This is a genomic window from Atribacterota bacterium (assembly GCA_039638595.1).
Classification (GTDB): Bacteria; Atribacterota; Atribacteria; order Atribacterales; family Caldatribacteriaceae; genus Profundicultor; species Profundicultor thermophilus.
This window is the reverse complement of record JBDIWM010000001.1, coordinates 124,485-149,632: the sequence shown is the minus strand read 5'-3', so window position 1 is coordinate 149,632 and position 25,148 is coordinate 124,485. Positions and strand designations below refer to the sequence as shown.

26 protein-coding genes, 1 tRNA gene and 2 pseudogenes are annotated in these 25,148 nt (G+C 46.1%); 24 read left to right on the top strand and 5 right to left on the bottom strand.

Annotation, left to right across the window (positions count from 1 at the left end; translation table 11 throughout):
• Nucleotides 1-348 (bottom strand): hypothetical protein (locus tag ABDK92_00765; GenBank protein MEN3185154.1); only part of this gene is annotated, 348 nt, incomplete at its 3' end.
• Between the two features lie 44 nt (nt 349-392).
• Here ABDK92_00765 and ABDK92_00760 point away from each other — a divergent pair.
• From ABDK92_00760 to ABDK92_00735, 6 genes and pseudogenes are all read left to right on the top strand, one after another.
• Nucleotides 393-878 carry a sigma-70 family RNA polymerase sigma factor gene (locus ABDK92_00760; GenBank protein MEN3185153.1) on the top strand — a complete coding sequence of 162 codons (486 nt, stop codon included), beginning with the start codon at nt 393-395 and terminating at the stop codon, nt 876-878.
• Nucleotides 871-2,301, top strand: a complete 1,431-nt coding sequence (locus ABDK92_00755; GenBank protein MEN3185152.1) for a FapA family protein — start codon at nt 871-873, stop codon at nt 2,299-2,301. Before ABDK92_00760 ends, ABDK92_00755 begins: the two co-directional genes overlap by 8 nt.
• A gap of 6 nt (nt 2,302-2,307) precedes the next feature.
• Nucleotides 2,308-2,610 carry a TetR family transcriptional regulator gene (locus ABDK92_00750; GenBank protein ID MEN3185151.1) on the top strand — a complete coding sequence of 101 codons (303 nt, stop codon included), beginning with the start codon at nt 2,308-2,310 and terminating at the stop codon, nt 2,608-2,610.
• A 7-nt stretch (nt 2,611-2,617) separates the two neighbouring features.
• On the top strand, nt 2,618-2,974 hold the full coding sequence (locus ABDK92_00745) for a late competence development ComFB family protein (GenBank protein ID MEN3185150.1): 357 nt from the start codon (nt 2,618-2,620) through the stop codon (nt 2,972-2,974).
• Between the two features lie 501 nt (nt 2,975-3,475).
• Nucleotides 3,476-3,568: transfer RNA gene (locus ABDK92_00740), tRNA-Ser, on the top strand.
• Nucleotides 3,569-3,822: 254 nt separating this feature from the next.
• Nucleotides 3,823-4,718 (top strand): annotated as a pseudogene (locus tag ABDK92_00735) (restriction endonuclease).
• A gap of 482 nt (nt 4,719-5,200) precedes the next feature.
• On the opposite strand, the pseudogene ABDK92_00730 reads toward ABDK92_00735, so the two are convergent.
• Nucleotides 5,201-6,334: pseudogene (locus ABDK92_00730) on the bottom strand (IS256 family transposase).
• 390 nt (nt 6,335-6,724) lie between these two features.
• Here ABDK92_00730 and ABDK92_00725 point away from each other — a divergent pair.
• The 9 genes from ABDK92_00725 (at nt 6,725) to ABDK92_00685 (ending at nt 12,804) form a co-directional block, all read left to right on the top strand.
• A complete protein-coding gene (locus ABDK92_00725; GenBank protein MEN3185149.1) occupies nt 6,725-7,540 on the top strand; it encodes a carbohydrate ABC transporter permease in 816 nt (271 codons plus the stop codon).
• 14 nt (nt 7,541-7,554) lie between these two features.
• The gene (locus ABDK92_00720; protein ID MEN3185148.1) at nt 7,555-7,923 is read left to right on the top strand and encodes a hypothetical protein; all 369 of its coding nucleotides are present in this window, start codon (nt 7,555-7,557) and stop codon (nt 7,921-7,923) included.
• A 32-nt stretch (nt 7,924-7,955) separates the two neighbouring features.
• A complete protein-coding gene (locus ABDK92_00715) occupies nt 7,956-8,447 on the top strand; it encodes a sugar ABC transporter permease (GenBank protein MEN3185147.1) in 492 nt (163 codons plus the stop codon).
• Between the two features lie 105 nt (nt 8,448-8,552).
• Nucleotides 8,553-9,197: an extracellular solute-binding protein gene (locus tag ABDK92_00710; GenBank protein MEN3185146.1), complete on the top strand. Its 645-nt coding sequence runs from the start codon at nt 8,553-8,555 to the stop codon at nt 9,195-9,197.
• A complete protein-coding gene (locus tag ABDK92_00705) occupies nt 9,152-9,895 on the top strand; it encodes an extracellular solute-binding protein (protein ID MEN3185145.1) in 744 nt (247 codons plus the stop codon). The genes ABDK92_00710 and ABDK92_00705 overlap by 46 nt, the downstream gene beginning before the upstream one ends.
• Nucleotides 9,896-10,191: 296 nt before the next feature.
• The gene (lipB, locus tag ABDK92_00700; GenBank protein ID MEN3185144.1) at nt 10,192-10,917 is read left to right on the top strand and encodes a lipoyl(octanoyl) transferase LipB; all 726 of its coding nucleotides are present in this window, start codon (nt 10,192-10,194) and stop codon (nt 10,915-10,917) included.
• Nucleotides 10,914-11,762 carry a lipoyl synthase gene (gene lipA, locus ABDK92_00695; GenBank protein ID MEN3185143.1) on the top strand — a complete coding sequence of 283 codons (849 nt, stop codon included), beginning with the start codon at nt 10,914-10,916 and terminating at the stop codon, nt 11,760-11,762. The genes lipB and lipA overlap by 4 nt, the downstream gene beginning before the upstream one ends.
• Nucleotides 11,759-12,280 carry a class I SAM-dependent methyltransferase gene (locus ABDK92_00690; GenBank protein MEN3185142.1) on the top strand — a complete coding sequence of 174 codons (522 nt, stop codon included), beginning with the start codon at nt 11,759-11,761 and terminating at the stop codon, nt 12,278-12,280. Before lipA ends, ABDK92_00690 begins: the two co-directional genes overlap by 4 nt.
• Nucleotides 12,281-12,297: 17 nt before the next feature.
• Entirely contained in the window at nt 12,298-12,804 is a 507-nt protein-coding gene (locus ABDK92_00685; GenBank protein MEN3185141.1) for an ECF transporter S component, read from the top strand.
• On the opposite strand, the gene ABDK92_00680 is transcribed toward ABDK92_00685, so the two are convergent.
• From ABDK92_00680 to ABDK92_00670, 3 genes are read right to left on the bottom strand one after another with little or no spacing between them, the layout of a single operon-like run.
• Nucleotides 12,778-14,568 carry an ATP-binding protein gene (locus tag ABDK92_00680; protein ID MEN3185140.1) on the bottom strand — a complete coding sequence of 597 codons (1,791 nt, stop codon included), beginning with the start codon at nt 14,566-14,568 and terminating at the stop codon, nt 12,778-12,780. The genes ABDK92_00685 and ABDK92_00680 overlap by 27 nt on opposite strands.
• Nucleotides 14,568-15,251, bottom strand: coding sequence for a response regulator transcription factor (locus ABDK92_00675; protein MEN3185139.1), 684 nt, complete (start codon nt 15,249-15,251; stop codon nt 14,568-14,570). Before ABDK92_00675 ends, ABDK92_00680 begins: the two co-directional genes overlap by 1 nt.
• Before the next feature lie 56 nt (nt 15,252-15,307).
• Nucleotides 15,308-15,823: a hypothetical protein gene (locus tag ABDK92_00670; GenBank protein ID MEN3185138.1), complete on the bottom strand. Its 516-nt coding sequence runs from the start codon at nt 15,821-15,823 to the stop codon at nt 15,308-15,310.
• A gap of 129 nt (nt 15,824-15,952) precedes the next feature.
• Here ABDK92_00670 and ABDK92_00665 point away from each other — a divergent pair, with 129 nt between their 5' ends.
• Genes ABDK92_00665 through ABDK92_00625 form a run of 9 tightly spaced genes read left to right on the top strand, consistent with a single transcriptional unit; the run spans nt 15,953 to nt 25,119 of the window.
• The gene (locus ABDK92_00665) at nt 15,953-16,435 is read left to right on the top strand and encodes a GNAT family N-acetyltransferase (protein MEN3185137.1); all 483 of its coding nucleotides are present in this window, start codon (nt 15,953-15,955) and stop codon (nt 16,433-16,435) included.
• The gene (locus ABDK92_00660) at nt 16,399-17,472 is read left to right on the top strand and encodes a M20/M25/M40 family metallo-hydrolase (GenBank protein ID MEN3185136.1); all 1,074 of its coding nucleotides are present in this window, start codon (nt 16,399-16,401) and stop codon (nt 17,470-17,472) included. The genes ABDK92_00665 and ABDK92_00660 overlap by 37 nt, the downstream gene beginning before the upstream one ends.
• A gap of 29 nt (nt 17,473-17,501) precedes the next feature.
• Nucleotides 17,502-18,506, top strand: a complete 1,005-nt coding sequence (locus ABDK92_00655) for an acyl-CoA dehydratase activase-related protein (protein ID MEN3185135.1) — start codon at nt 17,502-17,504, stop codon at nt 18,504-18,506.
• Nucleotides 18,472-19,590, top strand: coding sequence for a hypothetical protein (locus ABDK92_00650; protein MEN3185134.1), 1,119 nt, complete (start codon nt 18,472-18,474; stop codon nt 19,588-19,590). Before ABDK92_00655 ends, ABDK92_00650 begins: the two co-directional genes overlap by 35 nt.
• Entirely contained in the window at nt 19,575-20,624 is a 1,050-nt protein-coding gene (locus ABDK92_00645; GenBank protein ID MEN3185133.1) for an acyl-CoA dehydratase activase, read from the top strand. The genes ABDK92_00650 and ABDK92_00645 overlap by 16 nt, the downstream gene beginning before the upstream one ends.
• The gene (locus tag ABDK92_00640; GenBank protein MEN3185132.1) at nt 20,617-21,612 is read left to right on the top strand and encodes a diguanylate cyclase; all 996 of its coding nucleotides are present in this window, start codon (nt 20,617-20,619) and stop codon (nt 21,610-21,612) included. The genes ABDK92_00645 and ABDK92_00640 overlap by 8 nt, the downstream gene beginning before the upstream one ends.
• A gap of 11 nt (nt 21,613-21,623) precedes the next feature.
• Complete coding sequence (locus tag ABDK92_00635; GenBank protein ID MEN3185131.1) at nt 21,624-22,748, top strand: hypothetical protein; 1,125 nt, start codon at nt 21,624-21,626, stop codon at nt 22,746-22,748.
• Between the two features lie 14 nt (nt 22,749-22,762).
• Nucleotides 22,763-23,533, top strand: coding sequence for a hypothetical protein (locus ABDK92_00630; GenBank protein ID MEN3185130.1), 771 nt, complete (start codon nt 22,763-22,765; stop codon nt 23,531-23,533).
• Nucleotides 23,530-25,119 carry a hypothetical protein gene (locus ABDK92_00625; protein ID MEN3185129.1) on the top strand — a complete coding sequence of 530 codons (1,590 nt, stop codon included), beginning with the start codon at nt 23,530-23,532 and terminating at the stop codon, nt 25,117-25,119. The genes ABDK92_00630 and ABDK92_00625 overlap by 4 nt, the downstream gene beginning before the upstream one ends.
• The last annotated feature ends 29 nt before the right edge of the window (nt 25,120-25,148 follow it).

The following is a 25,148-nucleotide window of genomic DNA, read 5'->3' as shown; positions in this document are numbered from 1 at the left end:
GGGGTGATAGAGCACCCCTTCCAACAAGGGGAGGTTGAATCTATTATGTAGGAGATAGTTTATGACGATATCTCCTGCGATATTAAATAGTTTTTGGTCTCTATCAGCAATACGGACTGGGTGGAGAAGAGCGATATGGAGGACCTCATGGAGGACAACGAATTTTTTTTCTTTATTTGAGAGTTTTGAAAAATATATTGGGTTTATATATATTTTATCCCCATCCGTTGCGGCGGTGGGGATTAATTCCGCTGTCACGATAGGGGTTTGAGCGAGAATTGCACCGAAGAAGGGATGTTCTAATAAGAGGTTTACTTTAATCTTTTTTATTTCTTCCATTATATTCATATTTAACCTCCTTTATATATATATTATTTCATTTTTAGTAGGCTATAAAGGGATTAAGAAGGAACAGAGAGGAAAAAAAGAAAGGAAAAGAAAGAAAAGAAAAGGAAAAAGAAAGGAGAGGGGAGGAAGAAGAAGGAGAAGAGCCCTCTTTAGAACGCTTGGCTTTGGAAATGGGAGTACCGGTGGAAGAAGTAATCTGGCTTATAGAGCGGGAGAAGAGCAGTTTTTTACTCTCTTTGGAAGCGGAAAGAGAAGCTGAGGGCTTTTTTGGGGAGGGACAAAAAGGTATCTTGAATCCGGAAGAGTTGCTGGAGAAAAAAGAACTAATAGCCCATCTGGGAAAGGCCATTGATGAGCTTCCGGAACGAGAAAAACTCGTTCTTACCCTCTACTATTTTGAGGGGTTAACGCTGAAAGAAATTGGAAGAGTTTTATCTATTGGAGAATCAAGGGTTTCACAGGTTCTGGCTCGCACCATTGCCAAATTGCGGGTAAAACTTGAAGGGTGGGGTAAGAAAAGCTATGGGTAATGGAAGACCTTTGAGTGAGTTAGAGCGGGAGGGTTATTTTCAGCTGATGGTATCAGGAGACAGGATGAAAGCCGAATTGGTGGTGAAAAGGACACTTGCTGAAGATGACCTCAAGCTGTATGAGGATTTGGTGGATTTTTTAGCCCAGAAAGGAATCTGTTTTGGTCTTACTGATGAAGTGAAGAATGGTTTAGAACTTTTAAAACGCACCAGTACGTATCTTTTGGCGGAAGGGATTCGTCCTCAGAAGGGAAAAGATGGAACGGTACGCCTTCTCTTTGAGGAGGAAATTAAGCGGGAGTTTCAGGAAGATGAGGAGGGACGGATTGATTTTTATGATTTTATGCGGGTTCCGCAGGTGCTTCCAGGGGAAGTTCTGGCGGAACTCCTGCCTCCAGAGGAGGGAGTTCCAGGAAAAGATGTCTTTGGTCGGGAGGTGCCTGCTCCCTTAGGAAAGCCAGCAAAAATTGTGGTGGGAAAAAATGTAGAGCTTTCTCCTGATGGAAGTAGAGCCATAGCTAGAGCGGCAGGAAGACCGGTGGTGGTTGGGAAGGCTATCTCGGTTTTGCCCCTCTTTGAGGTGGATGGAAATGTGGGGGTGGGTACTGGAAACATTTCTTTTGTAGGGTCAATTCTGGTGCGTGGTGACGTGGAGAGCGATTTTGTCGTGGAGGCGGAAGGGGATGTTGAAGTGTGGGGTAATGTGGAGGCAGCAAAAATCGTTGCTGGTGGTAATGTGCGGATACGAGGGGGAGTCTTTGGAAAAGATAGGGGAAGCATTCAGTCCAAGGGGAACCTTCAAGCCAGAGTGCTGGAGAATGTATCGGTTGAAGCTGAAGGAGATGTGGTGGTGGAACGTGCCATCCTTCACAGCAAAGTTTTCGCCAAAGGAAATGTCATTGTACGTGGAAATCCTGGAGCAATCATAGGGGGTGTCATCAAATCGGGTGATGTGGTTTGGGCGAGAACCCTGGGTTCTTCAATCGGCGCTCGCACCGAGGTCATCGTGGGTATCGATCCTGCCCTGCACGACGAGTATCGGAAAATTCAGGAAGACCTCAAAAGGATTCAAGGGGAAATTCAGGAAGCTGAAAAGGTCTTTCGGCTTATTCTGGTAAAACAGCAGGCAGGAATAGAATTGGATGAAAGAACGAGACAAGTCTTAGATAAGGTCAAAAAAGGATATGAGCTAGCTCAGGAAGGGAAAAAGTTTCGTGAGGATCGGCTGTTAGAGCTTGAAGGGATTTTTGAAAACCATAGAGGGAAGATATTGGTGGAAGAGAAGGTGTATCCCCAGGTACGGGTCACCATCGGCCGTTTTACCTACATCGTGCGCGACGAAATTCAGTACGTTTCCTTCAGTGAGAAAAACAAAGAAGTGATGATTGGATCTTTTGAGCGACCTAAACTTAGTAAGAGGTAGAATCGCATGGTAGATCCGGTGAATATGCAGAATATCGTGGTGCGATCTCCGGAAATCGCCAAAGTGCAAAGGGTGCAGGACGAAAAATCGTCGCTCCAGGCACAGGCCTTTTCGGCTGAATTGCAGCGACAGGCCCAGAGAGCTGAAGAAACTGTGGATTCGCACCAAAAGACGTACCATTACGATAAAGATCAGCAGAAACAGAAAGACGGCACGCCGCTTTCTAAAAACAGAGGCAAAAGAGATCAAAAAGAAGAAAAAAGGTTAGAAGATGGTGAATCGGGTCATCTCATCGATGTGAAAGCCTAAGGAGGTCATGAACTTGATTAAAAATATTCTGGAAAAAGCTTTGCGAGATTTACTTCCAGAATTGTATCAGGCAAAGCCAGATTTGTGTCGTTGCAAGCAATGTGAGGACGACGTTCTGGCACTGGCTTTGAAGGCTTTGCCACCCAAGTACGTTTCCCGAGAAGAGGGGGAAGTGTATACTCGTTTAGAGCTCGAGAGTCCTCAATTTCAGGTTGACATGTTCGAGGCTTTGCTCATGGCCGCAGAAAAAGTGATTGCTCGTCCTCGCTGTGGTTTAGGGTTGGGCAAAAACGTCAATCCAGGGGGAAATATAGGTGAAACGAACAAAAATGAAAAAAGCAATTCCGCACAGGAGACCGAGTAAAAGTTTAGTTCCTTGAGAGAATCTCATCCGTTCGATTTCTTTTTCAAAGGTGCCTCCCACAATACCTGAAAAGAGGGTCACCGTTAAAGCCCAGAATAGTTCAAGGATAAGCGATGGCGTTCTCCCCCATAAGGCTGGCCCCAGGTACCATACTACAAAAATCACCCAGGGAATAAGGAAGGTAGAAAGCGCCCGAGAGAAGAGAAAATTGGGTACTCGATGTGAACGTGAAAACCAGAAATATTCAAAGAAGCTGACGGATAGGTAAGCAAAAAAGCCCATTTTCAGATGTTCAAAAACCGATTCACTGACTCCACAAATGGGTTTCAGGAAAGGAACTTGAGTGGTCTCGTATCCAAAGTGGAGCAGGCTATATATCCCAAGGTAGAAAAGCGCCTTTAAAAAGATATTCATCGTATTCTCTCTCCTTTTTAGACATTATATACCCTTTTTCAGAAAGAGTTGAGAAACCCTAAAGGAAATGGTATACTTTTTCCATCCGGAGAGGTGGCCGAGTGGCTGAAGGCAATCGCCTGCTAAGCGATTAGGCGGGTTAAAACCGCCTCGTGGGTTCGAATCCCACCCTCTCCGCCAGTAGAAAAAAGAAAGTGTTGAATTACATATAGACCATATCAAATAAAATCCGCCGTTGAAATGGCCAGACACTTTACACCCAACATAATTAAAAAATACTTAAACAAACAGAGATAGGAAAGAAAATGTTTATTAGTTTTTATAAATTGGCTAAAAGTGAAGGAAATGAGGAATTAAAAAATTTTTGTATCAATGTTTTGGAAATCTATGAAAAACATAATATAACGGTTATATAATTTGGAAAAGATAAAATTATGCCAATACCAGGCTATCAATCAATAATGCTTCTTCTTCTCAAATTTGCTTCTGATCGGAGAGAGCATTCAATTAGAGAAGCCATCGGAGCTTTAGCTAATTTTTTTAAATTAGATGAACAGGAAAGAAAAGAGGTTTTGCCAAGTAGTCAACAGTATGTTTTTGATAATCGTGTTGGTTGGGCGCGAACATATTTAAAAAAAGCAGGCTTGCTTGTGTCAACACAAAGAGGATTCTTCAAAATCACTGATTTAGGGTGAGATGTTTTAAGTAAAAATCCGCAAGAAATAAATATTAATCTTGAACAATTTCCACAATTTGTTGAGTTTAGAAATGTTTGTAGAGAAAAGGAAGAAGTACAAAAAGAAGAATTAGAACAGACACCACAAGAAATGGTGGAATATGGTTATCAAAGAATTAAAAGAGATTTGGCTCAAGAATTGTTAAACCTAGTAAAACGATTATCTCCACGATTTTTTAAAAAACTAGTTATTGACTTATTAATTAAGATGGGTTATGGCGGTTCATTAAAAGATGCTGGCAAGGCCATTGGTCAAAGTAGAGATGGTGGTATAGATGGAATAATAAAAGAAGACAAATTTGGTCTTGATGTTATTTATATCCAAGCAAAAAGATGAGATAATGCAGTAGAATCGAAAGAGGTCAGGGATTTCGTTGGCAGTTTAGCCGGAAAATACGCAAGTAAAGGAATATTTATTACAACCTCAGGTTTTAAAAAGATGCTTTTGATTATGTTAAGACAATTCCCCATAAGGTTGTTTTGATTGATGGAGAAATGTTAACTCAATTAATGATTGAAAATGATATAGGAGTTTCGAAAATAACTAGTTACGACATTAAAAAGATAGATTTCGATTATTTTGAAGAAGAATAATTAGGAGAATTTGCTATCAAAGAAAAAAACCAGTTATGATTTTTCTTGTGGGCTATTGCCCACAAGAAACTTGGAATCGTCCTTTTCGCTTCCGCTTTCGGGCGAGGCGGGCGGAAGGGGTTCAGGGGAATCCCCGCCGAGCCCGTTAAGTATGTACCAAATAATGTTCGCAATTTACTCTTAGTAAACGCCGGAGACTCCTTTTGAACACAGAGATGACCTTACTTAAGTGAAAAGTCATCCCTCTTTGAACAATTACTCGATCCATTCACCTCCTTTTTCGGTAATATGGAAGATAAAAATAAAGAGAAGAATATGGCCTTTCTATTCGGTCATCTGTTCTGTTATTTAGTTATTTGTGAGTCGTCGGGCTGTGGATCTGTGGTCAACCCGCAGGGTTATCCATCTATCCACAGCCTCTTTCTTTAGGCTGTCTTTAGGAGCTCCGTTTGTTGCTGTTCAATGGCTTCAGAGCTAATGTACTATTTACTACTCATCCAGTCTTCAGCGTACTCCATGAGATAACTGGTGACCAATTGGAGATAGGAATCGGTGGTGGGAAAGATCCCAACTACTCGGGTTCGGTGACGAATCGCTTTATGAATCCGCTCGAGTGAATTGGTTGAAGAGGTCTTTCGTTGGTCAAGGTGAGGGAAAGCCAGGAATTGTAGCGAGTCTTCTGGCCCTTCCTCTAAAAGAGCAATAGCCTGGGGGAAGCGATCTCGGTACTCCTGGATGACCAACGGAGTATCCCGTTTCGCACGCTCTTGGTTCGGTTGATTCCAGATTTGTTTCAGCTTCGCAGCAAAGGATTCTTTTCCTCTATGAGGGATATGAACCAATATATTTCGCATAAAGTGTATTATACACCGTTGCCAACTTGATCCGAAGAAACATTTCTGAGTGGCATTTTTGGGGCCGCTATGAGCATCGGAGACACAGAGCCAGATTTTTTCCACTCCTCGGCTTTTGAGCTGTTCAAAGAGATAAGCATAGGTATCTTCTGGTTCAGCATACATGGGTTCGACCGCTAGGATCTCTCGGTTTCCTTCCTTGGTAATACCTTGGACGACAGCAATAGCCGTGCTGATGACCTGTTTTTCACAGTGAACTTTCTCATGGAGGGCATCAACCCAGATAACGGGGTATGTTTTTTCCACAGGACGGGCACGGAACCATTCGATGTGTTCGTTGAGGTCTTTGGTGATTTCTGAAACTTGACCAGCAGAGAGGGATTCAATCCCTAAGCTTTGGGCGAGGCGCTCCATTTTTCGAGTAGAAACGCCATTGATAAAGGCTTCTTGAACCACCTGAAGGAGAGCTTGTTCCGATCGTTTCCTTTCGGTAACAAAGAAAAGAATATAGTCCCCTTTACAGAGCTTTGGAACGAGGAAATAGATGATTCCAGGCCTGGTATCAAATCGTCTGACTCGGGTTCCGAAAGAATGGTGATACGGGTGAGACAATGTTCTCCCTTTTGAGCTCCTCCTTTGTTTTCAGCCTCCAGTTTCATGAGTTCATTGGTCAGCCATTCGAGCATAGCATAAAGCGGATCAGGTTCAGCCATGAATTCAATGAGCATTTTTGAGAAATGGCGTATGATTCTTATGAGCCATCGGATATTCCCACTTGATGAAGTTTTGCAGTACATGCAACCTTCATTTTGGAGTCTCCGGTGGCTTTTTTTCAAGGTGCGAAATTGCGAACTTTAGTATAGTTTATCGTAGTTTTCAGGGTTTTTATTTTCCCAGAATACATATAACTTGTCATATAACAAATGCTACAAATTATTGACAAGTAGTGTTCACTCTCTTATACTTTTTGAGAGAGGACGGTCTGGAGACGTAAAAAAGGCCTTAACTTCTCACAAGAGTGAGAAGTTAAGGCCTTTTTTACTTGTCTAATGTGGGATACAGGTGAATAGAGGATAGTGTTTCTTCAAACTTGGGAAAATAAAGGGGAATAGGTTATGAGATATTTTTTTCTATTATCTTTTGTTCGCTTTTTTGGTCATTCTCATCATTTTTCCCATGTACTGGACTTTTGCCCTTTCTGTCAAAAACCATCGGGATATCACTTCTGCTACGCCCAAGTTTGTTTTTCAGCCTACTGTAATAAATTATCGGGGTCTCTTTACTGGCGAGACGGGAACGACTTCTTTACCGGCCTCCAAGCCTAATTTTCCGCGTTATTTCCTGAACGGAGTTATTATCAGTGGAGGAGCAACCCTCCTTGCCATGCTTGTAGGTATGCCGGCTGCGTACATCCTTACCCGGGCTCACTTTAAGAAAGAATCCACTCGTGAAAATCTGGCTTTCACCCTTCTCAGTTTCTGGTTTGGTCCCGAGATGGCGATTACTTTGTCGTTGTATCGGATATATCAACGGGTTAGTCTTCTGGATACGTATCTGGGGTCGATCATGGTCTACCAGCTTATCGGTATTCCCTTTGTGGTGTGGATGAGCAGGAGTTATTTTCTTGATATTCCGGTTTCCATTGAAGAAGCATCGCTCGTTGACGGGGCGAGTCGATTCCAGACCTTTGTTCGAGTTGTACTGCCCCTGGCAAAAGGGGGATTGGCAGTTACAGCTCTTTTAACTTTTATTTTTTGCTGGAATAGTTTTGTGTTCGCTCTGGTGGTGGGTGGAGAGAAAACCATGCCGGTCACCACTGGTTCTCTGGGTTTTATCCGGTACGAAGCGGTACTGTGGGGGCAAATGAGCGCAGCTATTATTGTTTCGGCTGTGCCGGCCATCGTTTTGGCTTTGTTGCTCCAGAAGCACATCATTCGAGGTCTTACGTTCGGTTCGGTGAAAAGATAAAGGGGGAGATAACAATGGGTAAATGGATGTTGCTCCCGGCAATTGTTATACCAATTCTTGTAGGTGTCATCCCTTTTGCTCTTGGAGTGTCGCTTTCTTTTACTGACTGGAGACTGGCTTATCCGACGAATAGTTTTATTGGTTTTGAAAACTATCTTTTTCAGGATCGCAATTTATGGCTCGCAGTGCTCATTTCTTTTGAGTACGTCTTTCTGGCCGTTTCAATTGAATTACTTCTTGGAAGCTTGATCGCTTTTTTGCTCAATAAAAATACTCGAGGACAGTGGTTTTTCCGGTCCATTATTGTCATCCCTCTCACTGTGGTACCAGTACTCCTGGCGCTAATGTGGAAGCTCATGTTTTCCACGTCTGGGGAGTGGTAAATTATCTTCTAGGTTTTTTGGGGATTGGCTCTGTGGCCTGGCTGGCAGATTCATCGGTTGCTCTTGCCACCTTAGCTTTTATCGATGCCTATATCTATACGCCTTTTGTAGCGCTTATTCTATTCGCTGGTTTACAAAATCTTCCTCGGGATCCTTACGAGGCGGCGGTGGTAGATGGAGCATCGGGTTGGGATAGTTTCCGGTACATCACTTGGCCCCTCATGAGACCATTCGTCCTTGTGGCGGTTATGTTTAGGTTGGTGGTCTCGTTCAAGGTGTTCGACATTATTTATGCCACAACGAGTGGTGGACTGGGAAATGCAACGACTAACCTGCATCTGTGGAGATACTTAAACGCCTTTCGATATGGAGATATGGCCTATACGATGGGCGGAGCTGTGATTTTATTTGCAATTATTTATGCTTTCATGAATGTTTTTGTCCGAATGTGGAAAAGGGCAACGGCGTACATGCAGAGTCTTGCCTCGTTTATGGGGGAAAAGGAGGTGATTGTAGACATTTAGGAAGAGATCGAGCGTATTTAACTGGAGAGGCTTTGAAAATAAATTTGAAAATGGGGGTGCAGTGTTTATGTTTAGAAAAATGTCTATGTTGTTGATTTTGGTTTTGTGGTGTTGTGGATTGGGAGTCTAGCTTTTGCTCAAGGGGAACTTGATAAAGCGGTTTTTGAGAATGCGAAGGTTAACTGGCGGCAGTTTGAGGGAGAAACCATCAATCTTTTACTGTGCAAACACCCTATGCAAGCTACGTTTGAAGCGCTGATTGGTGAATTTGAAAGTTTAACCGGGATTAAGGTTAATACGTTGGTTTTACCGGAACAACAATTTTTTGAAAGACAAACGGTGGTTCTGACTGGAAAGTCGCCAGAATTTGATATTGTCATGTCTTCTCCAATGCTGAACTGGAAATTCATTTCTGGAGGCTTTTTGGAACCACTCAATGCGTATCTAGAGGATCCCTTCCTTACCGATCCCGCATTTTACGACCTTAACGATTTCTTTCCGATGACCATTGAGGCCAGTAAGGTGGCGGGTAATCTATATGCGATTCCATACCAGGTTGAAGCCTACTGTCTTTACTATCGTTCTGACATTCTGGATAAGTACGGTGTAACGCCTCCGGAGACTCTTGACGAGCTTTACGAGGCTACTAAAAAAGTCAAAGCAGGCTTTGATGCCGATGGGATCACGGACATGTTGCCGTATACATGCCGGGGGGTAAAGGGGGCTGCACGGTTAACTCTGCGTATCTGAGTCTCTTTACCTCTTATGGTGGCAAAGATTTTGACGAAAGCGGTAATCCGAGTATTTATAGCGAGGCAGTGGTTCAGATGTCTGACCTCTGGACGAAGCTCCTGAGAGACTTTGGTCCAAAGGATTGGCCAACTCTCGACTGGTACGATGTGAAAGATGCCTTTGCTTCTGGAAAGGCTGTGATGCAGATTGATGCAGACCACTGGGGAGCAGAGCTGGAAGATCCAGCTTTTAGCCAAATTGTTGGAAAGTGGAAGGCAATTTATGTTCCTAAGGGACCGGCTGGGATTGAGTCCAACATCTGGGCCTGGTCTATTGCCATGAACGCTGCGTCTCAGCACAAGAAGGCGGCCTGGTTGTTCATGGAGTGGGCATCTAGTAAGCCAGTCACGCTGGTTGCTTCGGCAAAATACAACAACCAGACTCTGGTTCGGAACTCAGTCTGGAACGATCCACAAATCGTTGAACGGACTAATGCTTGGGGGCAGGGGACCTGCCGACCGGTGGTGAGTAAGAATCTGGAAGAGTACGCTGCATTACGGTGGACTTCAAATTCTAACACGTTTGTTCTGAGTGAGATGTGGCAGGAGCACCTGCATAAGGTATGGAGCCAGGAAATGTCAGCTGATGCAGCGATCAAAGAAGTGGAAAACCGTGTCAAGAGGTTAGCTCCACCGAAAGAGTGGTTGAAGAAATAGGTGCTTTTAAGGGGCCTGAGCGCTCGGGCTCCTTATTTTTGAGGGCGACAAGACTTAATCTAAAAATGGTAAGGGTAAGTTGAAGTCCGTTTTAGATTATGTAGTATTTCCACTGGGAGTTTGCTAAAATAGAAAATGTGTGGTTACCAAAAGTGCTGGGAGAAAGCAGTATCTGATTCTCGTTCGGCACATCGCTGGGTAAGCCGGATTGAAAGGCGATGGTTGCATTTCCTTTTTTAGGGTTTATTTGTTGTGATTATTGTTTCTCTGGTATCTGGTTTACGGTTGAGTGAGTGATGGAATTGGGAAAATATACGCTTTGGTACAAACGTTACCGGAGCGTGGTTGATTATAATCAGGCGTTGGATTTACAGAAAAAACTCTGGGAATATGTGGTGCAAAATGATTTGCCTGGAGTTCTGCTTCTCCTTGAACATCCGCCAGTTTTTACTCTGGGCCGCTCGGCGTCAAGAAAAAATCTTCTGGTGAGTGAGGAGATTCTGCGGCGAGAAGGAATAGAGGTTTACGAAGTGGAGCGGGGTGGAGATATTACCTATCATGGTCCAGGACAAATTGTGGGGTATCCTATCGTCAATCTGCGTTTCTGGCAGAAAGATGTTCATGCTTTTCTGCGGGCACTGGAGGAAGCCTTAATTCTTTTTCTGCGTCGTTCCCATGTGGAAGGTTTTCGATATCCTCCTCATACCGGCGTTTGGGTGAACAGAGAGAATCCAGAGAAGATTGCTGCCATTGGTATTGCGGTACGACGCTGGGTTACGTACCATGGGTTTGCGCTGAATATTTCCCCAAATCTTACCCATTTTCAGTACATTATTCCCTGTGGGATTCGTGATAAGGGGGTCACATCCCTTGAACATGTTGCCGGAAATAGGTATTCTTGGGAAGAGCGGTATATCATGAAGAAGGATATTGCGGAGGCCATAGGAGTGGTTTTGGGTTTTGCAGTGCAAGAAGTGCAGGAAGATTTTGGGATTGTTTTGGGTAAAGGAGTTGCCCTATGAGTGAATTGCCCTCCTGGATTAAACGGCGATTTCCGGCTTCGCACGGGGACAACGTAGAAGTGGTACTCCGTTCTTTAGCCTTGCATACGGTCTGTGAAAGTGCTCGCTGTCCGAATATTGGTGAATGTTTTGGAAGGGGCATGGCGACGTTTCTCATCTTGGGGGAGATCTGTACAAGAAACTGTGGTTTCTGCGCAGTGAAAAAGGGTCAACCATTACCGCCCGATCCGAAAGAGCCGATCCGGGTGGCACAGGCTGCCAGGGCGCTTGCGCTCAAGCATGTAGTGGTGACTTCGGTGACTCGAGATGACCTTCCCGATGGAGGAGCCGGGCATTTCGTCCGGGTTATCAAGGCGTTGCGAATGGCTCTTCCTTTGGCAACTATTGAAATTCTCACTCCTGATTTTCAAGGTCGGGAGGAATCCCTAACGGTTTTTCGGAGAAATCTTCCTGACGTGTTCAACCATAACGTGGAGACGGTTCCCCGTCTTTACCCCACCGTGAGACCGAAAGCACAGTATGAACGTTCTCTCTTTGTTCTGCAAAGATTTAAAGCGTTGTTTCCCTCGGTTTTGACCAAATCCGGGTTTATGGTGGGTTTGGGTGAAACCGAAAAGGAGGTCCTTGCGGTGTTATCCGATTTGCGAAGGGCCGACTGTGACGTTGTGACCATCGGGCAGTATCTGCGTCCCTCGATGAACCATCTCCCGGTTAGGGAGTATATCCCGCCCTCAAAGTTTGCCTTTTATGAAGAGAAGGCCTATGAGCTTGGTTTCCGGGGAGTGGCCAGTGGTCCTTTTGTGAGGAGTTCGTATCGTGCGGAACACTTTATGGAGGCAAAATGATGCTTTTTTTAGGAGCACTCTTTTTGGTTGTCTTTATTGTCTTTTTTTTCTGGCTCTTTCCGCTCTTTTTCCATGGTATCCCCTGGCAGCCGACCGATATGAAAAGGGTACGGAGGATGCTGGAAATGAGTGGGCTTAAGCCCGAGGAAATACTCTATGACCTGGGATGTGGAGATGGAAGGATTCTGGTCTGTGCGGCACGAGAATATGGGGCTCAGGCGGTGGGAGTGGAGTTGAACCCGTGGCTTTATCTTTTGGCAATCCTGCGAGTATTTTTTTCTGGTTGTATTTCGCGAGTACGGCTCATTTTTGGGAATCTTCACACTGTTCCTCTTCATGGGGCTGATGTGGTCACTATTTTCCTTTTTTCTCACGTCAATGAACGTTTGCAGGAAAAGTTTCACCGAGAACTGAAAGATGGAGCAAGGATTGTTTCCTACGTATGGAAACTACCTTCCTGGGTTCCTGTGGCATCTGATAGTGAATACAACCTCTATCTTTATGTGAAAGGGAAATGATATCTGGGGTGAGATAGGTGCAGAGAGAAAAGGAAAATCGAATCCGGTGGATTACAGGGACAGCGCTCCTTTTTGCTCTGGTGCTCGTGATTCAAATGCTGGGTTTCCCGCAGCTGGTAACGGGGCCGCTGGTCAATATGGTTTTACTCTTAGCCACCATTTTCCAAGGCATTGGGAGCGGGGTGATCATTGGTTTTTTCACTCCCTGGATAGCGTTTTCAAGAGGTATTCTTCCTCCTCCTCTGGCACCGATGATTCCTTTTATCATGGTGGGGAATGCCGTGCTGGTGATCATCTTTGGCGCTTTTTTGACCAGGCGCACCTTCCTTTGGAAAATCGTCGGTATTATTGCTGGTGCTCTGGTAAAGTACCTTCTGCTTTCTCAGGCTGTCACGTTTCTGGTGAAGGTTCCGGGTCCTGTGGCACAAGCAATGCAGATTCCACAACTCGTCACCGCCCTTTTAGGTGGAACGCTGGCGCTGGGTTTGGAGCAAGTCTTACGTCGGACTTTGGTGCAAAGGTGAAGGGAAAAGAGGAAGGGTAAAAAAGAACGTTGTGCCCTGGTTGAGCACACTTTCCACCCAGATTTTCCCTCCGTGATGTTCGATAATTTGTTTAGTAATGGCAAGGCCAAGACCCGTTCCTCCACTTTCCCGGGAACGGGACTTCTCCACCCGGTAGAAGCGCTCAAAAATGTAAGGAAGGTCCTGGGGAGGTATACCTGAGCCATGGTCACGCACAAAGAAAAGAAGATTCCGTTCCTGAATTCGTCCGCTGACGGTGATGGAACTTCCCGGCGATGAAAAGAGAATGGCGTTGTGGAGGAGGTTGGTGAAGACCTGTTCCAGCCGGTCTTCGTTTCCCAAAACCGGAGGAAGATTGTCTTCGAGTTCTTCTCGAATGACAACCTGGCGTGTTGAGGATAGAGGGGAAAGTTTGGCGATAACCCGATGAACTACCTGGCACACTAAAACACCTCCCATCTTCCACTGGATTTTCCCAGATTCCATAAGGGAAAGGTCCAAAAGGTCATGGATGAGTCGGGAAAGACGGAGCGTTTCGCTGTGAATGAGAGGGAGATATTTTTCTTTAAATTCTTCCAGAGAAATGACCTGGTCAATCGCTGCTTCCAGAAAACCCTGTATGGAGGTTAGAGGTGTACGCAATTCGTGGGAAACATTGGCAATGAATTCTCGCCGCAATCGGTCTACTTTGCGCAGTTCGGTAATATCCTGAACGACAGCAACAGCGCCTTTGGCGGTCCCATTTTCCTTGAGAGGAGTAATATGGAAAATAACGTACTTATCCCCAAGACTCACTTCCTTTTCTTGTTCCTGGCCCGTCTTGAGGACTTCTTCGAAAAGTATTTCAATTTCCTCTCCAAGATGAAGGTCCCGGAGATGGGATATGGCTTTTTCCTGGATGGTCAGTGTTTTACGAAAGGTGGGATTCATAGAAACGATGTTTTTTTCTCCGTCGATGGCAAGGACACCTTCGGACATGTGGAGAACGATGTTTTCGGTACGATCCTTTTCTTCTTGGAGTTTTCTGATGGTTTCCTTTAGAGCTTCGGAGAGGATATTGAAATCCTGAGCCAGTTGACCAACTTCATCCTGGGTCTCAATTTTGATTTTTTCCTGAAAGTTTCCCCGAGCAAGCTGTCGGGCAACGGTGCTCATCTTTTTAAGGGGACGGGTTAGGGAGGAGGAGGATAAGAAAGCGACAAACAAAGAAAGCCCAAGAGAGATGAGGCTGGAGAAGAAGAGGAAGTACTCTACGGTTTTAATGGTGGTTTCCACGCTGGTTAGGGGGAGAGAAAGAATGAGTGCGGCAACTATTTTCCCTCTCCTCTCAAGGGGAAGGGCAACACTCAGGATGTTCTGACGAAGCACAGGATGGAAATTTTGCCAAGAGGCGTATTCTCGCCTTGCAATTTTTTCCCAAATCTTTTGGGGCAAATCGGTTTCGGCAACTTTGCCCCACATGCGACGCATAAAACCTCGAGGGGGAAGGAGCCGCTCTCGTAGCAAGTCCTCTTTACTCATTATGTTGATGAAAATCCCCTCCCGTGCCAGTTGACGTGCAACCTCAGAGACTTCAAATCGGAGATCAGGGTTCTGGGTGAGGATATCGACCAGGCTTTCTCCTCGCTTCATCAGCTCTTTTTCTTGAAGTGAAAAATAGTAGCGGCTGAAAAGGAGTGAAAGGCTGAACCCCAGAATGAAGTACGATACCATGATGACCAGAAGATGGGAAAAGAGGAGTTTGGCGAAGAGACTTTTTCTCATCAGGACTCAATCTCGAATTTATACCCGTATCCCCAGACAGTCTTGATGCAGGGAGGAGCACCAGCTTCTTCTAGCTTTTCCCGAAGGCGCTTGATGTGTGTGTCTACTGTGCGGGTATCTCCAGCAAAGTCGTAATCCCATATAAGTTCTAAGAGTTTTTCCCGATTATAGGCACGGGAAGGGTTTCTGGCTAAGAACCAGAGCAATTCAAACTCTTTGGGAGTCAGTGTCAGCTCTCTCCCCTTGACTTTCACCATACGGGCTTCATAGTCGATACAGAGGTATCCATAGTCGAGGTGTTTGGTTTTTCCCTCTTCGTGCATTTGGGTTCGGCGGAGCACGGCTTTGACCCGAGCCACTACTTCTCGGGGACTGAACGGTTTCGGGACGTAATCGTCGGCTCCCAATTCCAACCCCAAAATTCGGTCAAACTCCTCTCCTCGGGCCGTGAGCATGATGATGGGAACATCCGATATTTTGCGAATTTCCCGACAAACGGTCCACCCATCCTTTTTAGGAAGCATGAGGTCTAAGAGAATGAGGCTGGGCTGATTTTGCTGGACTTTTTTCAGAGCTTCTTCGCCATCATGGGCTACCGTCACCTCAAATCCCTCTTTTTCTAAATACATCTTGAGAAGATCACATACCGCTTTCTCGTCATCGACTATGAGAATTGAGTTCACAGTTTTACGCCTCGCTTCGTACTCTTCAGAAAAAGGGGGGCTCCCCCCTTTTTATTTTACCACCGTTTCCTAAAACACATTGGTCCTGGTCTAAAATCGGAAATGCCTTTTCTGTATGGTCCCCAGGCTTCGTTTGGGATGAGCTGGATTAGTTGTTCTAGAGTAAGGAGATCGAGTAATTCCTGATCCATGGTGTGGTGGACATCTTGAATCTGTTTGCTCAAATTCATGATTTCTTTCATTTTGGCTCGAATTTGTTCGGCGGTTTCTGGGCTTGTTGGTTTCAGACTCAATTCCTGTAATGCCAGCTGTGCAACCTGAATCTGATTATGCAGGTTCTGGATGGTTTCCAGGTTCTTTTTCTGGATGTCCAGAATCTTTTTTTTCTGCTCTGTGGTTAGGGTAACGCCGAAAAGAGGTTTTCTCCTCGGAAATGGTTCATCCACCTGGTTCCATCGTATACCCATGCCAGGCATTTTTGGCCCGCCCCAGCGAGGGTCTGCAAAAACAAGGGTGCTTAGAATACCGACCAGAGAAACCACCACGAGTAAAAGAATCCCAAGTTTTTTCATGGCACGACCTCCTTCAGTTGATTTGGTTGTACCCATCGTAGTATTGATCTGTGGCGATTTTTTGGCTCGTTTGTGGCAAATTTGTGAAAAATGATGGGTACTTTGTACAATGAATGAGGAGTGGCTGAGATGGTTTCTCTTCAGCTGGTGACGTTGAGCTGTGAAGAATTGAAAGAAAATCTGGAATCACTTATAGAGCTTTACCAAAAGGCGTATCAGGAATTATCCGAGTATGCGTATGTGCAGCGAGAACGGATACGGAGCTATCTTTTGTGGCTGTGGCGGGGTGATCCGGCAGGATTTTTGCTGGCTGTGGATGGGAAAAAGGTAGTCGGTTTTATTAGCATCCACAGCCGCTGGGAGGAGGGCCAAGAAATTATTGGAGAAATTCATGAGTTTGTGGTTGAACCCGAGTATCAGGGGAAGAAAGTGGGAGATTTACTCTTTGCTTCGGCTTTGGAATATGCCCGGGTTCAGGGGAGGAATCGGGTGGGTTTATGGGTGGGGGAAAAAAATATCAGGGCGTTAGCTTTCTACACTCACCGAGGTTTTGAGAAAGAGGGGCAGTGGGGCAAGTGGGTGCGAATGGTCAAGGAGATGAAAACCAGCTGAGTTTTGGAGCAATTTTGGAGACGCTTCTTGGTATAGAGGGAAGAAGCGGTGAGGAGCGAAACGTTCTTTTGTGGATTGCCGAATTTTTACAGGAATGTGATTTTCGCCATCTTTACTGGCAGGAATACCAGTTGGGGAAATGGAACCTCTATGCTCGAAGAGGGTGTTCTCCCTTTCTTTTTGCCAGTCACGTTGATGTACAGTACATGGGTCGGAAGCCTGGTTTTTTTTATCGCAATGGGTTCGTCTTTGGGGCAGGTGCCATTGATGCTCGCGGGCAAATTGCTGCTTTATTGTACGCACTGAGCCAATTCCGTGGCCCAGCCGAAGTGGTTTTCTTTTCCGAAGAAGAAACGAGTGGAGCTGGTTCCTGGCATTTTGTTCCTCCACATCCTTTCGAGGGTGCCATTGTTCTTGAGCCCACAAGCTTTTCCCTCTGTACCGCTTTTGCCGGTGATGTTGAGGTGCAAATGGAGATCGAAGGATTAGGAGGACATGGCGCGTATCCCTCGTTGGGGAAGAATGCCCTGGATATTGGCCGAAAGATTATCGAGGAGAGCCAGGAGATTGTCAGTGCTTTATCGACTAACCCCCTTTTTGTGCCTCCACTTCGACTGATGTGGGGAAAAATGGAAGGAGGGGAATCAAGTTACGTGATTCCAGATTGGTGTCGTATTCAATGTGCTTTTCCCTTTCCTCCTCCTTATTCGGTTGAGTTGATGAAGGATGCCATTATGGCTCTCCAGGAACGGTATCCAGTTATCATTACTGTAGAGGATGAAAATCCAGCTTGGGAAATCGGAACGGAAGAAATCGTAGTGCGGAGGCTGAAGCAAGCGGTGGAAAGTGTCACCCATAAAGAGGCTATTTATGGCGGTATGCCCTCCTGGACCGATGCCACTTATCTCTTTATGAAGGGGATTACAAGTGTTGTTTTTGGCGCTGGAGATTTAGCCTTAGCCCATTCTCGGCGGGAGGGTGTCAGCATGGAAGAGTTAGAACGCTTAAGTGGAATTTTTTTGTCTTTTCTGCGGTAAATGGGTATAATACCAAAGGGGTGATGCGTTTGAATCTGAAGGTGGGCATTCCCAGGGGTTTACTTTTTTACCGCTTTTATCATCTATGGAAGACCTTTCTGGAAGAACTCGGTCTTGAGGTGGTGGTTTCGCCTCCCACCAATAAACTGATCGTGCAACGTGGTCTCACTTATGGAGTGGAGGAGATTTGTTTTCCAGTCAAAGTTTTTCTGGGACACGTGCTTTCCCTAAAGGATAGGGTTGATTTTCTCTTTGTTCCTCGCATGGTGAGTTTCTATAAGGGGGAGTATAACTGTCCTAAGATTTTGGGTTTGCCGGATTTGGTGCGAAATCTCTTTGGAGTTTCACCGGAGCGGCTCATCGATGGGGAAGTGAATGTACGAGAGGCTGGTATTCGGGGTTGGCGAAGAGGGTTTCTCGAGTTGGGAAAAAAATGGGAGAAGAGCGAGAAGAAAATCCTGCGAGCTTTGGAAAAAGCAGAGAATGCGCATCGGTTTTATCGGAAGGAACTAAAAAAAGGCTTTTTCCCGGAAAATCTTATTGACCAGAAACCTCTTTACGCGCCAAGGGAGAAAAAAGTTCTTCTCCTTGGGCATACTTACCTCACCAGTGATAGCTATATTAACATGAACGTTGTCCAAAAAATTCATTCTCTGGGATATGGCGTCATCACCCAAGACATGGTTGAGGAGCAGAAAGTCAGAGATTATCTAAGGTTCGTGAGGAAGCCGAGTTTCTGGACCATTTCCAATGAAATAATCGGGACGGCTCTGGCGTATCTTGTAGAGAAAGACCCCAGTGTGAAAGGTTATATTCATATGGTCTCTTTTGAGTGTGGTCCTGATTCCCTGGTGGGAGAACTCATTGAGCGATGGATTAAGCGGGAAAGAGACACCGTTCCCTATTTGCGGTTGGAGATTGATGAGCATACTGGTGAAGCAGGTCTGGTCACGCGCCTTGAAGCGTTTGTGGATATGATGGAATGGAGGCACGCTCAGCGTGAAAGCAACCTTTCCTCATCTTTTGCATCTTGATGTGGCTCTGGGGATTCTTTATCCCCTTTTGGGCATCGAAATTGTTCCCCCTCCTCCAATTACGCAGAAAACCATCGAGATAGGGGTGAAGCTTGCTCCTCAGAATGCCTGTTTTCCGCTGAAGGTAACTCTGGGTAATTTTATCGAAGGTATTGAGCAGGGAGCTGATACACTCTTCATGGCGGGGGGTGTTGGCCCATGCCGTTTTGGGTATTATGGTCAGATTCAGCGTCTGATTCTTGAGGATTTGGGGTACGATGTCCAGTTTGTACTCATCGACCATCCCCGGTATGGAATGAAGGCCTTTTTGGACGCCCTTCGAAGCATGGCTGGAGGGAAAATTGCGTCGCTACGTGTTATCAAAGCTGCGTCTTTGGCCTGGAAGGTGTTGCGTTTTACGGAGGATTTGGAGGCCCAGCGTCGGGCTTTGCGCTGTCAGGTAGAAAAAAAAGAAGATTTGGATCGCATTATAGACGGTGCGATTGAACGACTTCGGAATATTGAAAGCGTGGATGATTTTTCGATTATTCGAAAAGAGGCTGAGGAAGCCCTTGCTTCTCTTGTGCGGCGAGCGCATCAAGAGGATCTCATCAAAGTGGGTATCGTTGGCGAGGTCTATGTTGCTCAGGAAACTCGAATCAACTTCAACGTGGAGCGGATTCTGGGGGATCTGGGTGTCTACGTGCATAACTCGGTTTCAACGGTGGAGTACGTTCTGCATACTCTTCCATTGTTGCGTTCTCGGGAGAAACTGGAAGCGTGGGAGATGGCTCGGCCCTATCTCAAACGTTTTGTGGGTGGGGAAGGAATTGACAGTGTTGGAAGCGCCGTTCGCTACGCGAAAAAGGGTTTTGATGGTGTGGTGCATCTTTACCCTTTTACCTGCATGCCTGAGATTGTGGCTAAGGGTATTCTCAGCACAGTGAGCAAAGATTATAATTTACCCATTCTCCATCTGGCGATCGATGAACATTCTGGTGAAGCAGGCCTTGTGACTCGAGTGGAGGCCTTTGTCGATGTTCTGGAACGAAGAAAGAAAAGGAGAAGCGTAACGGAGGTCGATGTCTCGTGGATCTCTTCTTAGGAGTCGATGTTGGGTCGGTGACCACCAAACTGGTCCTTATGGACAAACGCAAAAGTATCCTCGCCAGCTGTTATCTCCGAACGAGCGGTGACCCCATTCATGCCTTGAAGGATGGTTTGCGATATATCAAGAAACGGCTCCCCGAAGGAGGTTTCATCAGGGGGGTTGGTACCACTGGAAGCGCTCGTCATCTGGCGGGTGTTGTGGTCGGAGCGGATATTATCAAGAATGAAATCACTGCTCACGCGGTTGCAGCAATTACTCGCGTTCCTGAGGTACGAACCGTATTTGAAATTGGAGGACAGGACTCTAAACTCATCGTGATTCGGGATGGAATTGTAGAGGATTTTGCCATGAACACAGTGTGTGCAGCTGGTACCGGATCATTTCTTGAGCATCAAGCTGTCCGCCTGAACGTACCAATCGAGCAGTTTGGAGAGTTGGCCTTGCAGGCCCACCAAGGGGTACGAATCGCTGGGCGGTGCACGGTTTTTGCCGAATCTGATATGATTCACAAGCAACAGTTGGGTTTTGGAAAAGCGGAAATTATCAGGGGTCTGTGTGAAGCACTGGTACGTAATTTTATTAACAATCTGGCTACCGGAAAAACCATCGAAGATCCCATTGTTTTTCAGGGTGGTGTAGCAGCCAATCAGGGCATTGTCCAGGCTTTTGTTGATTTCTTTCGGGGAGAGAAGCAGATCATCGTTCCACCTGAACATGGAGTGATGGGAGCCTGGGGAGCAGCGATTCTGGCCATGGAGTATGTGGGTGAGCGTTCTGCTTTCCAGGGTTTCGAGGTTGTCGAGCGTCATTTTGAGAGCCGGAGCTTTACCTGTGAAGACTGTCCGAATAGCTGCGAGATTGTCACATTGACCGAGGATAACGAGGTAAAAGCGTTATGGGGAAGCCGCTGCGGGAAGTGGTCTCCAGTTACGGTCAAGAGAAAAATGGGAGAGGCGCAGGAGAAGAAACCGATTTTTGAATCTGGGGAGGGCAGCTGTCCCCTAAGTGAGTGTCGAGTGCATGATTGAATCCTCAGAAAGGAAACAAGCCGAGAGGGACGAACGAATCAAAATTGCCGTCGTGGATGATTCACAGTTCATCCGGTATCTGGTCAAGGATATTCTGGAAGAACAGGGCTTTGAGGTTAAAACTTTTGCTACCGGCTGGGACTTCCTGACTTCTTCGGGCCTTGAGGAGTATGACCTGGTGCTGCTTGATATTGTGCTTCCCGATGGAGATGGGTTTTCGTTCTGTAGAGCATTGCGTAATCGTTCTGAACTCGTCACCTTACCTATTATTTTTCTCACCGCGGTGGAAGATGAACAGGCTCGTATCCAGAGTTTTGAAGCCGGAGGAAACGATTATCTGTTAAAACCAATTCACCCTCAAGAACTTCTGGTTCGGGTGGGAACACAAATAAAACTCCGTAAATATGTCCGGGAGCTGGAAAAACTCAACCGGGAACTGGAACGCTTAGCGTTTTTTGACCCTTTGACTGGTCTTCCGAATCGCAGGGTTTTTGATGATTGGCTGGTAAAATTAGAGTCTCAGTACGTTCGTCATCAAATCCCTTACAGTTTGATCATGATTGATTTGGACCGTTTCAAGCACTATAATGACACCTTTGGTCACTTGCAGGGAGACGAGTTGTTATCGACTTTAGCTTCGGTTTTTAATAGTGCTATTCGTCGGGGGGACTTTCTGGCTCGGTTTGGAGGAGAAGAATTTGTGGTGCTGTGTTTTGATTCTGGGGAAGAAATTGGAAAGTTGGTAGCACAGCGTATGAAAAGTCAAATCGAGAAACTTTCCCTCCCTCATCCCCATAATCCTCCGTATGGAGTGGTCACCATTTCCTGTGGGGTGTGTGGGCGGGAAGAAGCAAAAGACGAGATTGAACTGCTCTCTCGGGCGGATCAAGCGCTTTATGAGGCAAAAAACCGGGGACGTAATCAGGTGGTGGGTTGGAAGGAGATCAAAGAACCTGTTTGGGAGGAAAAAGAGCTTCGTGGGGAGTGAGGGAGGAAAATATGAAAAAATTGGTGAGTGCGGGAGTGGTGATTGTTTGGGTGTTGTGGTTGTGCTGTTCAACGTTTCCTCAGGAACAGGTTGTTTCGCCACTGGTGAAGGACCTTGAAGCTATGGAGAAGATTCTCTATGGCGTTCCTCAGAGCGGGAGTGTTCTGGCTCGCATTGAAAAGGTTGAGAGGGAGCTTATCGGTGATACCCTTTCGGGGACGCTTATGGAAAGAACTCAGACACTCAAGACGTTTATTCTAACTGGCACAAGAGAAGAACCATCGCTTGATTTCAAGATTCGGGCTATTCGTTTGACGCTCCGTTCTGAACCATCTTCGACCGGAATTTTAGTTTCAGAATTGGAAGAACTGGAAAAGCTGATCTTTGGTGTGGTCAGTGATGAACCCATTGGAGTAAGGGTCGACCGTCTGTATAAGACGTGTGTCAATCCTGCACAGGTGAAAGCCTTCACCGTGAAAGTTCCTCGGGAGACTCTGGTCAAGATTGCGCTGCGCACGTCGCTCAATTCGGAAAAAAATGAAGTTGGCGATCCGGTTCCCTATGAGGTTATGGAAGATGTCCAGGTGGACGGTGTTGTGGTCATTGCTAAAGGAACAAAGGGGGAGGGGAGATTGACAAAGGTGCGTCGCAAAGGAGCTTTTGGTCGTTCCGGACGGTTGCAGATCGACTTTGGAAGCATCCAGGCGGTTGATGGCACGTCGCTTCCTCTTACTTTGGGTGAGAAAGCGATTCAGGAGAACAAGGCTCTGGCCTACGCGGTTGGGGCAAGCGTTGCTGGTCTTGCCATTCTCGGTCCTCTGGGAGCCGTGGCTGGGGTCTTTGTGCAGGGAGATCCGGTAAAAGTGGAAAAGGGAACGGAGTTTTTTGTGGAAATTGGTGAAGAGAGAGATGTTTCAGGACCTCTTCTGGGCTGGACACCCCAGGAAGATGTACTTCAAGAATCTCCAGAGGAGTCCTGGACGATAGAGGAAGTACCTTCGGAGAAGGAAAGCAGTGGTTCTCTGGAATTCGAGGCCACTGAGGGCTTGGAAGGAGTTTCTCCTTCGGAGCGGTCTCTTGAAGAGGATGAATCACCGGTGAAAATCGAGATTAAACCACTCGAAGAGTGGGATTGAGAGGAAGGTGGAAAATGAGAAAATTATGGACGATGGTTGCGGTATTTCTCGTGACTTTTGCTTTTGCCAATGTGGCTTGGGCAGAAGTCGATTATGCTCAGGTGTATCGCGACACACTGAAGAGGTGGACGCGTTCGGTGACCGTGGAGAATACCTTTTCGGTTCGAGCCACGTTCTGGAATGAAGAGTTGACCCAGGCCTGGGTTGCAAAATATGGCAAGGAGAATCTCCTTTCTTTGGAGGAACAACTGGCGTACCATCGGGATTTTATTCAGCGGGAACAGCTCGGTCGGTATCTTGTTTTTGAAATAACCATCAAAAAATTAAAGGGAGCACCGCTCTATCCCATTGATTTCGGAAAGAATACCTATCTTGTCGACGATAAAGGGCGCGAGTTATTTCCGGTTACCTTTTCCAAAGAGCTGGGAGAACGAATTTTTAGGGAGGTAACCGGCAAAGTCTATTTTCCCCGTTTTGACAAAAACGGGAACCCCTTTGTTACTCCGGAAACAAAATCGATTGCTCTGGTTGTGAACAAAGTTTCTCTGGATCCGAACTTGGTTAGTGCTGAGGTAAAGCTTGAATTTGCCAACCCTTACGTTGCGCCCGATTACTCTCGCCCGGAATGGAAACCGAGTTTGGAGGAAGAAATCCTCCGGTTGGAGGAACGGATCAAAGAATTGGAACTCAAAAAAGGACGCCTGGAGGAAGAAGTGAAGAAGGTTGAACAAGAAATAAGGCAAGTTAAAGACACGATTCGCGAGTTACAGAAAATGGAAGAATGACTCGAAAAATTTTTTTTCTTTTTTTTCTGGGATGGTTCATTAGTTTCACTCTGCCCCTTTTTGCTGAGGATGGCATTCGGATTCGGGCCGAGAATATCCTATACGGAGAAAAAGAAGGGAAGATCGAAGCCTGGGGGAAGGTGATGGTATCTTGGCAAGAAATCAGCGTTCAGACTGAGCGCGCGCTTTTTTTTCTCCCAGAGCTTGAACTGGTGGTTCCGGTTCCTGTGGAGGCCTCTCTGGGTGCAAATCGCGTGAGAGGGAGTGCTTTTTATTATTCCTTTAAGCGAAAAGAGGGGTGGGTTAAAGAAGCTGAGCTTTTTTATAAGCTTGGAGAGCAGGGAGAACTCCTTTTTCGGGGACAGAAAATCCAGTATGCTCAGGGAAAATGGCGTGGAGAACATGTACTCCTCACCGGATGTCATCGTGCACCACCCCTTTATAGTATAAGGGTAAAAGAAGTCGTCGTTCTTCCGCAGGAACGTCTGGTTATGGAAGGTCTGGATTTATATATCCGGAACCAGAAAATTCTGGAAATTCCCAGGTATTCAGTCTCACTCCAAGGTGGTGGAGGGGGTTTTTCTCCGGATTTTGGGTATGAAAGGGATAAAGGATATTACCTTTGGGGTCGTTATGAGTATCCCTTCGGTGACCATTGCCTTTTCTTAGCACAGGCTGAATTGGCCACTCGACAGGGTTTTTCCTGGGGCGTCGATTTCCTTTTCACTGTTTTTCCCTGGGAAGCGAGGATTTTTGGAGATTTTTATCGGGATAAGGACGATACAATGGGTGGGTATGTTCGTTTCCGAAGCGGAGTTTTCTCTTTCTGGGGTATTGTAGTCCGAAACGAACATGTGGAAGTGGATGGTACCACTGTAACCTTTTCTCGCTTTCCGCAATACGTTCTTTCCCTGGAGGAAAAACGCGAAGAGGGTTTTTCCTGGGAAGCGCACTGGAGCAGCGGATGCTTTCAGGAAAAAGATCTCACCTTGTGGCGGGAAGACCTTTACCTGGGAGCTCAGTGGCAGAGCGATTCTTGGGGTGCTCAAGCTTTTTTCTGGCATACTGCTTTCGAATCTGGGGAGTCCATCCCCCGTTTGGGAGGGTCAGTATGGTGGGAAAAAGAGATTTCGCCGACTCTTGATCTGAAACTCTCGTACCGCTTTTTGGACACCGAACAGAGTCCTTTTTCCTTCGATCCCAAAAAGGAAAATCTGGTTGCTCTGGAATTGATTTGGGGTAACGAAAAGGAGAGTTTTCTTCATGCTCGTGGAGAGTATAATTTGGAGGACGCTCAGTGGGAAAAGATGACTCTCGGTCTGGGTCTGGGAAATGAGGAATTTTCGGTAGGAGCCGAGGGTATTTACTCATTTCAGGACGAAGCATGGACAGGGAAAAGATATTTTGTACGCAAAAAGATCGAGGATTGTGTCGAGGTCGAGGCCTCCTTTTGGGAACCAGAACAGAGCTTTTTCCTCTCGCTCAATCTGAGTGGGCTTGATGCGGGAAAGAAAAAATCAAAAACGCTCTTTGAGGAAGGAGAAGGGTGTGCATTCTTTGAAGTAAAAAGGAATGTTTGGCACTGACCGCAGAGGAAATTGTGTAAAAACTTTCC

Excerpts from the sequence above, each read along its gene's own strand:
- lipA (MEN3185143.1), top strand. The coding sequence starts at position 10,914 with ATGAGTGAATTGCCCTCCTGGATTAAACGGCGATTTCCGGCTTCGCAC.
- ABDK92_00630 (MEN3185130.1), top strand. The coding sequence starts at position 22,763 with ATGAGAAAATTATGGACGATGGTTGCGGTATTTCTCGTGACTTTTGCT.
- lipB (MEN3185144.1), top strand. The coding sequence starts at position 10,192 with ATGGAATTGGGAAAATATACGCTTTGGTACAAACGTTACCGGAGCGTG.
- ABDK92_00670 (MEN3185138.1), bottom strand. The coding sequence starts at position 15,823 with ATGAAAAAACTTGGGATTCTTTTACTCGTGGTGGTTTCTCTGGTCGGT.
- ABDK92_00635 (MEN3185131.1), top strand. The coding sequence starts at position 21,624 with ATGAAAAAATTGGTGAGTGCGGGAGTGGTGATTGTTTGGGTGTTGTGG.
- ABDK92_00750 (MEN3185151.1), top strand. The coding sequence starts at position 2,308 with ATGGTAGATCCGGTGAATATGCAGAATATCGTGGTGCGATCTCCGGAA.
- ABDK92_00640 (MEN3185132.1), top strand. The coding sequence starts at position 20,617 with ATGATTGAATCCTCAGAAAGGAAACAAGCCGAGAGGGACGAACGAATC.
- ABDK92_00680 (MEN3185140.1), bottom strand. The coding sequence starts at position 14,568 with ATGAGAAAAAGTCTCTTCGCCAAACTCCTCTTTTCCCATCTTCTGGTC.
- ABDK92_00705 (MEN3185145.1), top strand. The coding sequence starts at position 9,152 with ATGCCGGGGGGTAAAGGGGGCTGCACGGTTAACTCTGCGTATCTGAGT.
- ABDK92_00690 (MEN3185142.1), top strand. The coding sequence starts at position 11,759 with ATGATGCTTTTTTTAGGAGCACTCTTTTTGGTTGTCTTTATTGTCTTT.
- ABDK92_00665 (MEN3185137.1), top strand. The coding sequence starts at position 15,953 with ATGGTTTCTCTTCAGCTGGTGACGTTGAGCTGTGAAGAATTGAAAGAA.
- ABDK92_00625 (MEN3185129.1), top strand. The coding sequence starts at position 23,530 with ATGACTCGAAAAATTTTTTTTCTTTTTTTTCTGGGATGGTTCATTAGT.
- ABDK92_00720 (MEN3185148.1), top strand. The coding sequence starts at position 7,555 with ATGGGTAAATGGATGTTGCTCCCGGCAATTGTTATACCAATTCTTGTA.
- ABDK92_00755 (MEN3185152.1), top strand. The coding sequence starts at position 871 with ATGGGTAATGGAAGACCTTTGAGTGAGTTAGAGCGGGAGGGTTATTTT.
- ABDK92_00745 (MEN3185150.1), top strand. The coding sequence starts at position 2,618 with ATGAACTTGATTAAAAATATTCTGGAAAAAGCTTTGCGAGATTTACTT.